This is a genomic window from Methanosarcina sp. WH1, assembly GCF_000970005.1.
In the GTDB taxonomy this organism is placed as follows: domain Archaea; phylum Halobacteriota; class Methanosarcinia; order Methanosarcinales; family Methanosarcinaceae; genus Methanosarcina.
The window spans coordinates 1,719,308-1,735,027 of the sequence record NZ_CP009504.1 but is presented as its reverse complement, the minus strand read 5'-3'; the positions used below and the strand labels follow the sequence as shown (position 1 = coordinate 1,735,027).

The following is a 15,720-nucleotide window of genomic DNA, read 5'->3' as shown; positions in this document are numbered from 1 at the left end:
TTCTGAACAGGTTATTAAATAGGTTATTAAATAGGTGATTAAAGGAGAGGTTTAATATGAGCAATTATATAAATGTTAGGCTTTAAATAAGGAAATCCGAACTGAAACTTAAGTTTGAGGACTGCTTATGACAAAGTTCCTGAATCTTTTTTTTCAAAACAGGTAATGCCTTTATTTTATAACCAACTACTATATATTTTTGAATATTATTAATATCTGGCAAATTTAATCTCATGAACGATTTCATGAACTCCATTCACGAAAAAAATCAACAGGAGACATTCGAATGCAGTACAGCATGGGCATTGACGCAGGAGGGACGTATACTGATTCGATCATCATCCGGGATTCCGATGGCAAGGTGATGGACTCGAACAAAGCGCTTACGACCTATCCAGACCTTCTGTCAGGAATTAAAAATTCCATTGATGGACTGGATAAAAAATATTTACAAGACGTGAAAATGGTGTCCGTCTCAACAACTCTTGCTACAAACACAATTCTTGAAAAAAATGGCTACCCTGTAGGTTTAATCCTTGTAGGGGATTACGAGATCCCGGAGAATATGGATGTTGAATTTTATACCGTGGTAAAAGGAGGGCACGACCACCACGGAGCTGAACTAGTTCCTCTTGATATGGAAGCAGTTGAGGCTTTTGTTGGAAAGGTAAAAGACCGTGTCTCGGCTTTTGCAATTTCTTCTTACTTTAGTATCCGGAACCCTGTGCATGAGCTGGCAATTAAAACCCGCATTAAGGAACTTACGGGATTTCCTGTTGTGTGCGGGCACGAGCTTTCCCTTGATCTCGGGGCATACGAAAGAGGAGTTACAGCCTACTTAAACGCTCAACTGATCCCTATTGCAAGCCAGTTTATCCTTTCGATCAGGGAAGAGATCAAACGCAGGGGAATGAACTCCAGGCTGCTCATGCTCAAATGCGACGGTTCTGTAGTGGGCATCAACGAAGCCCTTGAAAAGCCCATAGAATCGATCTTTTCAGGCCCTGCTGCAAGCCTTGTAGGAGCATCTCACCTGTCAGGGCTCGGGACCTGTGCAGTAATAGATGTGGGTGGGACGAGTACGGATGTTTCCATGCTTGAAAATGGGCTTCCCGAACTCTGCTCAGAAGGGGCTGTGGTTGGAGGCTGGCAGACCAAGGTCAAGGCTATTCGTATGGAGACCTCGGCAATGGGAGGGGACAGCCATGTCTGGGTAAAGAGTATGAAAATCAACATCGGCCCAAGGAGAGTAATTCCACTCTGCGTTGCGGCCGTCAAATACCCTGGTTTTCTTGAAATCCTGAAAAAAGGAAGAATTCCCGGAACCATGCGCCTTGAAGAGAATGTGCAGCCCACAAAGTTTTTCATAAGGACAGGGGTGGAGGCTTCAAATCTTGGAAGTTACGAGCAGGAATTACTTGACAGGATAGTAGATACCCCAACTTCCCTTAATGACATCTTCTGGGAAACAAAAAAAACTCTGTCCCCTGGCCTGCTTGATTCCCTTATAAGAAAGCGCCTTATCCAGGCAATTGGCTTTACCCCAACTGATGCCCTGCATGTGCTCGGAGAGTATCGGGGCTGGAATGTAGAAGCCTCAATTGCTGGGGCAAAACTTCTCGAGCGCTACATGCAGATAGACTATATTGAACTCTGCAAGCGTATAAAAAGGGATGTTGCAAAAAATATGGCAGTAAACCTGATGTCTTTTGTCTTAAAAGAAGTCTCCTCCCAGGAAATTGAAAGAATTATTCTGTCCGATAGGTTTGCACAGTTCAGAATGAAGATACCTGTCGTACTCATAGGAGGGCCCGTAGTCGCCTATACAGAGGAACTAAAACAGATTCTTGATGCTGACATTATAGTTCCTCAGTACTCGGAAGTAGGAAACGCCGTCGGTGCTGTTGTCGGAAAGGGCATAAAAAGGATTGAAATCCTGATCCAGAGCACCTATTCAAAAGATCGGAAAAGGCTTGTCCTTCTCTTTTCCCCTCAGGGCAGGGAAACCTTCGGCAGCTATCCGGAAGCCCTGGAACATGCAGAATCCCTCGGAAGAAAACTTGTAATGGAATACATGACCGAAGCTGGGCTTAACAAAGGTCAGATCCAGATCGAGATGAGTAGAAAAGATATTTCCCTGAGTGAGGCAGGCTCAACACCCATAGAATCAAAACTTGTTTTTGTCGGAGTTGGGATGCCTAAAGTCTGAGTTCCGGAGAACCTCCGGAACATTTATATTTTCCCGCAATAATGCAGATATTAAATTTCGGACTACAATGATTCTAAAGTAAAAACAAATAGGAAAATCTGAATTTAAGATTGAAATTCTGACTTTGAGATTGAAATTCTGAGTTTGAGATTGAAATTCTGAGTTTGAGATTTGTTTTTAATCTCGAGATCTGCTCTTGAGCTCGAAATTTATTCTCTAGCCATCCGTTTGTTTCCAGATTCCTGTTTCTGAGTAATAGATAGATTTCAGGAGGAATCTAACTGGATTTAAGGTATTTTCCTTGATTTGAGCAGGAAGCTATGGAATGGAACAGAAAAAGAAGTCCGAATGGAAAAAAATGCCTTATGAATTAATTTAGAGATTGAATCGTAAACGTGATCATAAAATGGCAACTTATAAATGATCCGTAAATATTAAAAAATATAAATAGGGAGTTAAAAAATGGCATACAGTCTGGGCATCGATGCCGGTGGAACATATACCGATTCCATATTACTCAGGAACTCGGATGGAATGGTTGTTGGTTCAAACAAGGCACTCACAACATATCCCGACCTTCTTGAAGGAATAACGAATTCTATTGATGGGCTTGACCAGGAAAAGCTAAAGCTTGTAACCATGGTTTCGGTTTCCACAACCCTTGCAACCAATACCATCCTGGAAAAAACGGGATATCCCGTAGGGCTGGTTCTTGTAGGAGATTATGAAATCCCTGCGGATTCTGAGATTGAAAACTGCATAATGGTGCAGGGAGGACACAATAGCTATGGAGATGAGGTTGCAGACCTCGATATTTCCACAGTTGAAAACTTTGTAATGAGGTTAAAGGACAGGATCTCGGCTTTTGCAGTCTCTTCATATTTCAGTGTCCGCAACCCTGAACATGAACTTCGTGTAAAAGCCCTTATCCAGGAGTTGACAGGGCTTCCTGTTGTGTGTGGGCATGAACTTGCCCAGTCCCTGGGAGCCTATGAGAGAGGGGTTACAGCTTACCTGAATGCTCAGCTCCTGCCAGTAGCAGAGGGTTTCCTGAAGACCGTCGTAGGCGAGATCGAAAGGAGAGGACTTGAATCCAGAATTGCAATGCTCCGTTGCGATGGGTCTGTCGTAAGCATGCACGAAGCCATGAAAAAGCCCATAGAATCAGTCTTTTCCGGGCCTGCTGCAAGCCTTCTTGGGGCTTCCTACCTATCAGGGAATGACACCTGTGCTGTTATCGATGTTGGAGGGACAAGCACGGATGTCTCCCTTATCCATAAAGGACTTCCTTATCTCAGTGAAACCGGAGCTGTTGTAGGAGGCTGGCAGACAAAAGTAAGGGCACTCAGGATGGAGACATCGGCAATGGGAGGGGACAGCCATATCTGGGTCCAGGGCAGCAGGACAAACATTGGACCCCGAAGGGTTATTCCGCTCTGCAGGGCTGCTGTCCTCTACCCCTCGTTCATGAATACCCTGAAAAAGCGCTGGATCCCTGACAGGCTGAAAATGAACGAACATATCCAGGCAACAAAATTCTTTGTAAGGACAAAACAGATAGCTGTTGACCTGAGCCAGGAAGAAGAGAAGCTCCTTGCCCTTATAGGAAATGAACCGCTCTCCCTTAAAGACGTCTACTGGGACAAAAATATCCTTCCTTCTAAAAAAGTAATGGATTCCCTGATCCAGAAGCGGCTTGTTCAGGCTATTGGCTTTACCCCAACTGATGCCCTGCATGTCCTGGGGGAATATGCTGAATGGAATTCCGAAGCCTCGGAGATAGGGGCTACACTGCTTGCAAACTTCATAGGAACCGGCAAACGGGAATTCTGTATAAACGTAAAGCGGCTTTTTGCAAAGAACATGGCAAGAGACCTTCTTGCATTCCTTATGGAAGGAGTTGATAGGAATGAGATTGAGAAAATGCTCGAAGGCAAATTTTTCTCCCGCTTTAAGGTAGATATTCCTGTAGTACTTCTGGGAGGGCCGGTCAGAGCGTATGTGGATTCCCTGAAAAACCTGGTGGATGCCGAAATAATTGTCCCGGAATACTCCAATGTAGGAAATGCCGTGGGAGCCCTTGTGGGAAAAGGGACAAAACGCGTTGAAATAACAGTCCGTACAACTTACAGCGAGTCAAAGTATGACCTGAAGACAAAAGGGATTTTTGTCTACACTCCTGTCGGGAGGCGGCACTTTGTAGTAAGAGATGAAGCTCTCGAGTTCGCTGAAGAATTCGGAAGAGAACTCATCCTTAATTACATGGCCGAATCTGGGCTTTCTCCTGACCAGGTTACTATCAATGTAGAAAAGAAGGACATAAAGGTTCATACAGGCGATATTCCCCTTGAGACCAGATTCATCTTCGAAGGGAGCTCAAATTCAGATGTTTACGAGAAAGCAGTATCAGAGCATAAAGAATCTTCTAAAAGTTTTGATGTACTTGAGGGACAGACACTATCCCGGGACTGTAAATCTGCAGAAGAGACTTCCATAGCTGAAAATTGGGAGTGAAAAAGGGTAAAATTCATAACTCTCCTGTGCATTTGGAGTATGAAATATTGGTTACACGCCTGATAATTTGCCTTATACTGTAGAAAAACAATTAAAGGAGTTAACATGATCCCTAGAAAAGCATTTTTGACAAAAGGTTCCGGGGTCCATAAGGACAGATTGGCATCCTTTGAACTCGCACTTAGAGATGCAAAAATAGAGAAATACAACCTTGTGAGCGTATCAAGTATTCTGCCTCCCAACTGCAAACTCGTACCTAGAGAAGAAGGTCTCTCAGAATTGAAGCCAGGTGCCATTGTCCATTGTGTTCTTGCGAGAAACGATACTAATGAGCCGCACCGCCTGATGGCAGCAGCCATAGGGACTGCTGTACCTGTAAATGAGGATAATTACGGCTACATTTCAGAACACCATTCTTTCGGAGAAGAAGAAGCAATTGCCGGAGAATATGCTGAAGACCTGGCCGCAACGATGCTCGCAACAACTCTCGGAATTGAGTTTAATGCGGAAATGGCCTGGCATGAGCGCGAACAGGTGTATAAGGCAAGTGGACATATTTTTGACACATTCCATATCTGCCAGACTGCAGCAGGCGACAAGAACGGAAAGTGGACTACGGTAGTTGCTGCCATGGTCTTTGTTACGAGTAAATGTTGAGGGGCTAATCCCCTTATCCTTTTACTCTTGCTTTTCAACAGCGGTTTTTCATTTTCTAATATTTTTACACCCCATAAATAGTGTAATCTACTATTGAGTCAACTAATCCTGAGCCAAATACTCAGGGATTTTCTGGCACTCTGTTGCCCGGATACTGACTGAATACTGGTTAGTAAGATACAAAAGAGTTAAAAAAGAATTAAAAAAGGGTTAAAAAAGGGTTAAAAAAGAGTTAAAAAAGAATTAAAAAAGGGTTAAAAAAGGGTTAAAAAAGAGTTAAAAAAGAATTAAAAAAGGGTTAAAAAAGGGTTAAAAAAGAATTAAAAAAAGAAAGTTCACGGAAGTCCCCGGATTAAAAGAGAATCGGTGAAGAATCCGAGGACACAGCTTTAATATATTGTTTCTTTGCTTCATCAAAGCGCTCAAGCTTGAAGAGAAATAGGCTGTAACTGTAGCGGGTGTTAGTGTCTTTGGGGTCCAGTTCCAGGGCTTCCCGGTACATGGCTTCAGCCCGCCGGAACATTCCTAGCCGTTTCAACAGATTGCCATATTTGCAGAGCGTAGGAACGTGGCATGGGTCTATTTCAAGGATCTTTTTGTACTGGATTTCAGCTTCATGATACCGCCCAAGCTCAAAAAGGAGCTGTCCGTAATTAGCTCTGGTATCCGCATCCCCGGGTTTCAGCCTCAGGATGAACTTGTATTGCACTGCCGCCTCCTCGGTCCGGCCGGATTCCGAGAGCAAGTTGCCATAATTGCAAAGAGCACTTATGTGACCAGGGCTTACCTTCAAAACCTCTTTATAATGAACTTCAGCTTCCTCAAACTTTCCTTCTTCCTTAAGGAAATTGGCATAGTTATAGTTGGCTGATACATGCTCCGGCACCTGTTCAAGCACCTGTACGAACTGTTCTTCAGCTTCCTCTTTCCGCCCCAGCTCGGCAAGTAGGCTGGCATAGTTGCAGCGGGTGTTTGCATTTCCAGGGTCCAGTTCAAGCACTGTCCTGAACTCGTGTTCCGCTTCCTGCAGTTTACCAAGCTCAAAAAAGAGGTTTCCGTAGTTGCAGTGGGTGCTGACATGTCCTGGCTTAAGTTCAAGAGCCTGTCTGTACCGGCTCTCGGCTTCAAGTTTCCTCCCAAGCTCGGCAAGGACAATTCCCTGGTTGCAGAGGGAATTTACGTGTCCTGGATCAAGCTTCAGGGCTTCATCGAATTCCTGAAGAGCGGTTTCTTTCCTCCCTATGAAATAAGCAAGAACTCCCGAAAGGAAATAAGCCTCAACCTGCTGTTCCCCTTCTCCCAGGAGGGCGCAGGCTTTCATGAACACATATTCTTCCCTGAACATCCCCTTTGAGTCGCATATCTTTGCGATGTTCAGGAGAAAATCCGGAGAAATCCCATTTTTCCTTGAAAACTGGATTGCAAACTCAACCCCTGCACCGGTTTCGTCCTCATTTTTCCTGACCGATTCCACAACACCAAAAACAAGTTTATCGATCATGTCCATGTCCATAAAAATCAATTCCCTCAAAAATAATTCCCTGAGAAAAAGCTTTAGCTTTCTCCTTATTTAACCACTGTTTTCAGATGATAAATATTTTATTATATAATTCGAATTCAGGGAAAGAGTTTCAAAAAAGTTGTCCCACCCGAATTGCGCCTCGAGATCGCAGGAAATCGGAGATTTTCTGGGAATTGTGATGTAATCGCAAAAGACAAAACAAAGAAAAAGAGCACGTAAATAAGAATAAAAACAACATGCCAGCAATTAAAAGCTTCTGAGACGTTTGTGTGTGAAAAAGAGAACAGTAGGTCAAAAGGCATAAATTTTGGTCTTATTTCTCTTTAATTTCTGCTTCTTTTTCTGCTTCTTTTTCTGCTTCTTTTTCTGCTTTTTGTGAAGGACCGCCAGACAGGCTGGTGGAGGCGCTTATACTTATCTGTGAATTTTAATAAGGTCCCCCAGGTCAAGATATGAGTTCTTCTGTTCTTTTTGCGTTACAAACGAGACAGATTCGGCCTGAAAGGATGAAAAAATATTCAACTTTTGTTTGCTAGCAGTAATTCTTGCAATTCTTTTAGAGAAAGGACTGAATCTTTTCTTCTGTGAATCATACGATGACAATTAGCACAAACACATATTAAATCTGTTTCCGCATTTATTGGAACAGAACCTTCTTCTTCACAGAGAGGTTTTACATGATGAACTTCAATATAATCTCTTCCGATTTCACCATATGTCTTTTCAAAATCAAAACCGCATCCCTGGCATACAGTACCATGTATTGCAATAGCATTACGTCTATTTTGTGCATTTCGTTCATATCGAGTAGTATAACATAGTATCTTTTTACCTTCAGGCGTACTTTCTACAATGGAACTTGTAAGCTCATCCTTTTCAGATGGAAAAGTTTGATAATCTACCTTACCGAGCTCTTCTAAGGCTTGGACTAATTCATCTCTCAATTTCCAAACAAAATGTTTAGACGAATTGTAGTCTTCATGCCATCCTTCAAACGGCACGATGAATCTTGATTTATTGCCTTCAGTACCTATTACTTCAAACCGATTTAGATATTTTAAAATTCGGTTAGTTAAACCAACAACAATTCCATTATACGGAGTGCCTTTCAACTCAGGAGAATACTTAACCATTATTGCTTTTGATGTTGCTTGATGGTCGACTTCATTATACCATTTCAAAACCATATCTAAAGCTTCTTTATAAAAAATTTTCTCATTTTGAAGCATTGATTTCCATTCTTCCACAGTGATATCAATGTCTGCTTCATATCGACCGTCAGAATACCTCAAGTATCGCTGTTCCATCAGTAATTCACCTTTAAATTGGAATAATAAACCAAGGAGATACAATCACTTTAGAAACATTATCTTTTTTGATTAAAGAGCTTCTGATGTGCTCACATAAGCTGATTTTAAAAAGGAAAGGGGAAGATAATCAAAGCTTCCCCGGTCTCAGAGGCATGTAAGGCTGGAAAAACCTTGCCCACACATTCCGAAAATATTTTTCTGAAGCTCCTGGCCGGATCGGGGCATTGTAACCAATAAGTGCGGCACCTGCGAGAATGAAGAGACAACTTCCAATTGTGTTTGGCTGCACAGGCTCTCCAAAGAGCAGGCAGCAGAAACAGATGCTGCTCACCGGCTCAAGCAGGGAGAGTACGGCTGCAGTCTGTGCTTTTACATGTACCACACCTCTCAGATATAGAAGGGAGGCAAGAGCCGTAGTTATAACACCTAAAGGTATTAGCAGGTTCAAGTTTTCGAGCAAGATCGGTACCGATACGGAGGCCCCGAAAGGCAGGAGCAGTACGAGGCTGATTGCTGTTGACCAGAACAGCTGCTCGACAGCCGAATAGGGTTCCTTCAGGTAGTTAATGGTCATGATCGAACAGCCGTAAGAAAGCCCGGAAAGAAGCCCAAAAAGGATTCCTATGATGTAGTTTCCATTTTCGGAACCTGTGCTCCCGTAAAGAGTTGAAGGATTGACAGCAAGCAGTATACCTGAGATAGACAGGATAAGTGCAAGCATATCCCTAAAAGTTACTTGCTCTTTAAGGAGTAAAGGAGAAAGCAGGGTAACATATATTGGTGCTGTGTACAGGAGAAGCACAGCTACAGGAATGCCAGTATATTTGATTGAGGAAAAGTACGTAAACATCGTTACTGTGTTAAGAATTCCAAGGAAAAACATATAGAATTTTTTCTTTTTTATTTTAACTTTTTTTATCTCTCCAGATACCACAAGATACCCTAAAATAACTGCAAATCCGAAAAATAGCCGGTAAAACAGGATAGAACCTGCATCCATGTCTTTTATTCCTTTTACAAGTATACCTACCATCCCAAACAGGATACAGGACGTGATAACTGATGTAAATGGTTTGTTATTTTCTTTAATTGTTAAGGGCATGATTGCAGGAGAGATAACAGATCCAGGATATAAAACTATTTGAATATTATTAATAATTACAGATCATTAAAAATATAACAGTTAAAAGAGGATTACAGCAAGCAAATCAATGGATAAATTAAAAAGTAGAACAAAGAAGAAAGAAAAGAATATTAAAAAATTAAAAATATTTTTAACAGATTGAATAAATTAACCCGTGTCTTCGTTTACTCCACAAAATAAATCATTTCATTGGGAGTGCGTGTAAGTTCGTTACTTTCTATCTCCGATAGAATAAGTTTCTCTATCCTGTCCCAGGTATTTTTGCGGGTAGTTTTTATGCCCAGAACCCTCGAAGCCTGGATGATAAGGTCTTCCAGGGGGGTCGAATACTGGTTGTTAAGGACAAAACGGACAGCCTCTTTTATCTCCTCATCGCAGATCCATTCGATCTTTGCATATGATTCAGTATCCCGCTTGCGCAGGAGTTCTGCAGGTCCCAAAAGCGGCCAGTAGAATTCGCCTCTTGCCAGGATTTTTCCCGAGCTATCAGCCTCTTCCAGGGAGTCCAGGATTCTATGCTTGATTTTGCTGAACATGCGGGGGATTCCCGTATGGGCCTTTACCCTCTGGATTATTTCCTCTGCGTGAACAGGCCCTTCGAATTCCACGATTCTTATAATGGCTTCTTCGAGCTGCTCATCAGAAATTTCAGAAAGGTCTGCTGACTTCGGGAGGCCTGAGGAGGTACAAATTTGGTAGGAGGGCACAAGAGCCTCAAGGGAATCCCCTTTCTCAGACAGTTTTTCAGTCTCGGCTTTCAGAGTCTTGGGAGCAGAAATTTCGATATTTTTGAAATCTTCATTCTCAAGCCCTGAACTGTGATAAGATTCGACTTTTTCTTCGGAGTTGACAACGGAAACGGTTTCAGATTTAATTTCAGGTCCGTAATCCCTCTCTGAATCAGAGAAATCAGCTTCATCGGGGTCTTCAGGTTCATAGAAGCCACCTGAGCCGTAGATGTAAGCAAATTCATTAATTTTTCTGCTTTTTTTCTTCTTTTCCGGACCTGCACTGAAATCAATCTCGGGGTAAGCCTGGAAGAAATTTACCTTCTCAGGTTCGGGTTCGGGGATGAGATCAGCTTCTTCTTTCGTATCCGTTTCGAAATCCGAATGTGGATCAACACTGAATTTAAGGAGAGTCGATTTTCTTGATCTTCGGACAGGTTTCTTTCTGGAGTTTTCGTTAGCGAGTGTAGCCAGATACCGAACTTTTGAAGTCATCTCAGGAATTAAATCCGGACCTGAATTGGGGAAAAGCCCGTCTCCCAGCGAGGAGAAGGCATCCGTAAAAGAATCTTCAGCTTCAGTATCATTTTCATATTCCACTTCAACGTCCGGTTCATCGCCCTGTTCATCATCCAGTTCATCTTCGGTTTCAAGTTTCCCTCTATCTGCTTCTTCAGATACTCTTTTGATTTCCTCTGCAAATTCCGTATCATAAAAAATCGATGAGGAAGATTTCATTTCAGGGGTATCCGTTTCAGAGGTATCCGTTTCAGGGGTATCCGTTTCAGGGGTATCCGTTTCAGGGGTATCCGTTTCAAGATTAACCTTTCCGGAAGTGTCCTCTATAAGGAAACCTTTTTCAGGGGAATTTTCCGACAGGAATTCTACCTGACTGGGAACTTTTTCAGGGGACGCCGCTTCAAAAGAATTTAAGTCAGGCGCGTTAAAGGCTTTGTTTTCCAGAGGGGAGAGCAGGCTTGCCGCAGGAACGGCATTTACCTCAGCAGGTCGGGCAATTTCATAAGCTCCGGCGGATTTTGCCCAGGCAGAAGGTTCGTTTATTATCACAACTTCGGGTTCAGGTTCGGATTTTGCCTGCAATTTTGCCTGTTTAACAGCTGCCTTTACGGTTTCAAGCAGTTTTTCCCTGCAATCTTTCGGATGGAGGTACCAGTCCGTAGACCAGACCCTGTAGATTTTCCAGCCCAGCCCTTCGAGGACCTGCTGGCGCAGGCGGTCACGGTCCCTTGCAACAGGAGAAGAATGGTAGCTTGCCCCATCGCACTCAATTCCCAGAACGTACCTACCTGCGTGGCGGGGGTCAGGGATTGCAAGGTCGAGTCTGTAGCCGGCACATCCGATCTGCCGATGTACCTCACATCCGTTTTCCGTCAGAAAATCGGCGACCGCTTCTTCGAAAGGAGAATCAAGCTCCTGCCTGCCGCATGACGGAGCCGGAAGCGTGCCGCTCTCGGCAAACTCAAGGAAGACTTTGAGGGCTCTGAGCCCGAAAGAGGAGTTTTCGTCAAGGGACAGGTCTCTTGAAGTAAAGTTAGCAAAGACAACGCATTTTTCCCTTGCCCTTGTGATAAGCACATTCAGACGCCTTTCCCCTCCTTCTCTGTTGAGGGGGCCGAAATTCAGGGAAAGCCGTCCGTTATTATCAAAACCGAAGCCCACACTCAGCAGAATGACGTCCCTTTCGTCTCCCTGAATGGTTTCGAGGTTCTTTACGAAGAAGTGTTCCCCTCTGTCATTTCCGGAGTTAAGGTCAACGCCCGGGTTTGCTTTCTGGAGGGCTTCGATCTCATCCAGGATAGCTTCCTGCTGTTTAATGTTGAAAGTGCCGATCCCAAGGCTTTTTCCGGGATAGTTCTGGAAATGTTCGAATACAGCTCTGGCAACGGCTCTCGCCTCAATCCTGTTGACTCCGCTCTTGCCCCTGTCATAAGCCGCATCAGGAAGGTGGACGAACTTTAACCCCAGGCTTTCATCTTTTTGCATGGGAGAGGGGTAAACATAGAGACGGTTGTCGTAAAACTCCTGGTTTGAAATCGCAATCAAGGACTCATGCCTGCTCCTGTAGTGCCAGCGCAGGGTCTTTACCGGGAAGCTGCGTTTGCAGACATTCAGGATGCTTTCCATGTCCCCTGCGGAAGCATAGTCATCAGGCTCACTTTCAGGAGAATCGACAACAGTATCGAAAAAGTCGGTAGGAGGAAGCTGTTTTGAGTCTCCCATCACAACTACCTGTTTTCCGCGCAGGAGTGCGCCTACAGCGTCTTCAGGCCTGACCTGGCTTGCCTCATCAAAGATAATCACATCAAACCTTGTATTCCTCGGATCCAGGTACTGGGCAATGGAAAGTGGGCTCATCAAAAAGCAGGGCTTTATTTTCTGTACAAGGCTGCCCGCCTTTTTCATCAGGGTACGTATGGGCATGTGCCCGCGTTTGCGGTTGAATTCGTTGAGCAGAATTCCGACTTCGGAAGCTCTTGACGCTCCCGAGGTCAGTTTGGGGGCTTCCTCATAAGCAGAACTGACAATTCTCTTTCTGTTCTCAAGCAGGACTTTTTTGTCAAGCTCGGTGAACTTGCTGATCTTGCTTTCATGAAGTTCCCGGATAAAAGCAGAGAGTTCCGGCCTTTCTCTAAAAGCCCGATGCAGCATGCTTTCAGCATAGTTTCCTTCAAAAGTCGGGACCAAGTTTTCAGGCTCTATTTTCCCGGCTTCCAGATCCTCCATCATAGGGGAAGCAAGCGTTTCAAGACAAGCCTGCCTGTATCCCAGGTACTGGCTCCAGAAAACAAGGGAAGAAGTCTCATCTTTCCATCTGTTCACACGGGACTTTAACTGGTTGAGCTTTACGGCCTCCAGGTCGCTTCCGAACATTTTCCCGAAATCTGCCCCTATAAGAGGCCCGAAATTTTCGAGAGAAGAAAGAAAAACCTGTTTTGCTGTCAGGACTTCGTTTATAGCAGACTCAAGGGCTGTTGCGTCAACCCCGCCTCCGACCAGCCTTACTGATCTTTCGGTTAGAGTACCTTCCCTGACGTACCTGCGGAAAGGAGCCATCCACCTGCAGTACTCTTCCAGCAGGACAGGATCGCTTTCAAGGCCCTTCCAGTACTCTCCAAAAAACTTTTTGCCAGGCATCTCAGCGCCTTCAAGCTCCTGCATGCGTGCCTTTAACTCGGAAACGCAGGCAAGGTCGAGCAGGATCTGGCTGTCTTTTGAGGGAACAGCTGAGTTATAGCAGGCTGAAATCTCCTTTTTTAGTTTCCTGTACCTGGAACTTAAAATGCCAAAAAACTTGCCGGATACACTCTTAAACTCGGAGGGGTCTAAGTCAAAAACCGATAGGTGAAAAGTCCTGTCCACAAAGGTTTTCAGTTCCCGATACTGCCTTATTTTTGAGACCAGGGCTTCAGCATCGGATATTGAAGCTTCGGAGTCCCACACCGGGTTCTTAAGCAGTTTTTCAGGCAGGGGTTTTGATTTACCTATAAGTTTTGCAGCTTCGGTTATGTTTGCAATATCTTTAAGTGTCTGGGGCTTTGAGGTTGCAGAGAGGTCATTAAGGGTTTTTATTGTCTTCTCAAGGTTTTCGAAATCAGAAGCGCATTCATCTGCAACAGACCCGATTTCCCCCAGATCAGAAGGCAGCACAAGCCCGGGCTCGCAGCCGTACCAGGGATTCTTCCTGACAGGCCCAAGAGCAGGAAGTACCTGCCCCATTTTTTCCAGAACAGACTCAGTTTCCATCCAGGCTCCGGGTTCCCATGTATCAGGGCCCTGAAACTTAAAATGGGGCATTTTCAGGCCCTTTGACTCAAAGTAAATCCGGGTCTTTTCCTTTACCCCGTAAAGGGCATAGAGGCTTGGGTAGATCTTTCCTGCAGGTTCCCTGAGGGTCTCTGCATACCCATTGAGCTCCTTTTTAAGCTTTTCAAGTTCGTTAAGATCTCTTTCAGCGCTGATAGCAGGAGGAGCAGCACGGTTAAGGGCTTTTTCCAGTTCCTCAAGCACGGCTTTTTTCCTGGTCTGGTGGCTGTGCACTTCGAGGCAGAGCTCTCCTAAGCCCGCATTATCAAGCCTGCTCTTTACAACCTGAAGGGCAGCCATTTTTTCGCTCACAAAGAGCACGCTTTTGCCCTGGGCGAGCAGTTCTGCAATTGTGTTTGCAATCGTCTGGGACTTGCCTGTGCCAGGAGGCCCTTCCACAACAAGATTCTTTCCGGCTTTCACATCCTCAACAACTGCAATCTGCGAGGAGTCGGCATCCATTATATGGTAGGTATCTTTTGCCGAAAGCTTCAGATCAACCTCCTCTTCCCGAAAACCCTGAATCTCGCACTCAGGCTCTTCAGGGTTGAAGACCTTCTGGATCAGGGGGTGTTCTGCAGGAGACATATCCTCAGGCCAGGTTGCAGGGTCTAGGTCTTTGTACATGACAAATTTCCTGAAATTGAAAAGGTCAAGGCAGACTTCCGGAATGATCTTCCAATCCGTTTTATCCCGGATTGCCCCAAGCACTGTCCTGAAGTATTCCTGTATCCCGGAAGCGTCCTCAGGCATTTCAAACTCAGGGACCTCGATCCCGAACTCTTTCATCTTCGCCTGAAGGGTAATTGAGGTGAAAATCTCATCCCCGGTCCACTGGATGCTGAAGTTTCTGCCTTTTCCCATCCTCTTGAGTTCAACCGGGACCAGGACAAGGGGAGCCCTGGGGTTCTTTACTGAAGATTTAATCTCACTCCACTGCAGAAAGCCCATTGCAAGATAGAGGACAGGATAACCCTGCTCTTCAAAAATAGAATTTGCCTGGTTGTAGACGTAAAAAAGTTTTCGATCAAGAGTCTCGCTGTCATCAGGAGTTTCAAGAAACGGTTCAAAACGGGAGGTCTGGGGTTTATTCCTTTCTTCTGAAACAAGGATTTTTCCTATTGTTTTCAGAAGCTTACTTTCATTTTTTACACCGTCGTCTTCCCCTTCCTCTCCATTTTTGGCCTTCCTGCCTTTTTTGGGCCTGGTTTTTGCTGCTCTGAATTTCATTGATTTTTCCTGGAGGACAAAAAGGTCAAAGACCTCCTCCGGGGTTCGGCCCGTAATTGAGATCGTCCTTCTCGGGGAAGGGCGGTAATTGAGAAGGTTATTCCGAAGGGATAGATCAAGTAAATTCTGCCTTAGTGTTTCCAGTTCCTTAACTATGTCTACCATAAAATACCAGGCCCTTTTCAAATAATCAATGAAATATATTTTCAAATAATCAATAGAATATATTATGATACAGATAAGAATACAGGATATTTACTAATAAATTTCTAATAAATTTCGTCATGTTTTGTCGGAAAATTAAACTTCAAACAGGAAATAAATTATGCTGAAAGGAGAACGTACTCCTCTGAAATGATATTCAGACTCTGAAAGAATGTGATTCTGTAAATATATAACTGTATAATATTGGTGTAAGAGTATAAAAATTTTTATTAGAGATTTTACTAAATGTTTTACTGAATGTTTTACTAAATGTTTTGCTAAATGTTTTACTAAATGTTTTACTAAATGTTTTACTAAATGTTTTACTGAATGTTTTACTAAATGTTTTACTAAATGTTTTACTAAATGTTTTACTG

At 43.9% G+C, this 15,720-nt stretch carries 7 protein-coding genes; 3 read left to right on the top strand and 4 right to left on the bottom strand.

Annotated features, from left to right (window positions below):
* The first annotated feature begins 286 nt into the window (after positions 1-286).
* The 3 genes from MSWH1_RS07670 (at position 287) to MSWH1_RS07660 (ending at position 5,380) form a co-directional block, all read left to right on the top strand.
* A complete protein-coding gene (locus MSWH1_RS07670; RefSeq protein WP_048127477.1) occupies positions 287-2,209 on the top strand; it encodes a hydantoinase/oxoprolinase N-terminal domain-containing protein in 1,923 nt (640 codons plus the stop codon).
* Between the two features lie 462 nt (positions 2,210-2,671).
* Complete coding sequence (locus MSWH1_RS07665) at positions 2,672-4,723, top strand: hydantoinase/oxoprolinase N-terminal domain-containing protein (RefSeq protein WP_048127475.1); 2,052 nt, start codon at positions 2,672-2,674, stop codon at positions 4,721-4,723.
* Positions 4,724-4,828: 105 nt separating this feature from the next.
* Positions 4,829-5,380 (top strand): pyruvoyl-dependent arginine decarboxylase, encoded by a 552-nt coding sequence (locus MSWH1_RS07660; RefSeq protein ID WP_048127473.1) that lies wholly within the window; start codon positions 4,829-4,831, stop codon positions 5,378-5,380.
* A 352-nt stretch (positions 5,381-5,732) separates the two neighbouring features.
* On the opposite strand, the gene MSWH1_RS07655 is transcribed toward MSWH1_RS07660, so the two are convergent.
* From MSWH1_RS07655 to MSWH1_RS07640, 4 genes are all read right to left on the bottom strand, one after another.
* Positions 5,733-6,893 carry a tetratricopeptide repeat protein gene (locus MSWH1_RS07655; protein WP_048130306.1) on the bottom strand — a complete coding sequence of 387 codons (1,161 nt, stop codon included), beginning with the start codon at positions 6,891-6,893 and terminating at the stop codon, positions 5,733-5,735.
* Positions 6,894-7,420: 527 nt separating this feature from the next.
* Entirely contained in the window at positions 7,421-8,209 is a 789-nt protein-coding gene (locus tag MSWH1_RS07650) for an HNH endonuclease (protein ID WP_048127471.1), read from the bottom strand.
* A 130-nt stretch (positions 8,210-8,339) separates the two neighbouring features.
* Complete coding sequence (locus MSWH1_RS07645; protein ID WP_231591930.1) at positions 8,340-9,245, bottom strand: DMT family transporter; 906 nt, start codon at positions 9,243-9,245, stop codon at positions 8,340-8,342.
* Positions 9,246-9,520: 275 nt separating this feature from the next.
* Complete coding sequence (locus MSWH1_RS07640) at positions 9,521-15,304, bottom strand: DUF3320 domain-containing protein (RefSeq protein WP_048127468.1); 5,784 nt, start codon at positions 15,302-15,304, stop codon at positions 9,521-9,523.
* Positions 15,305-15,720: the final 416 nt, after the last annotated feature.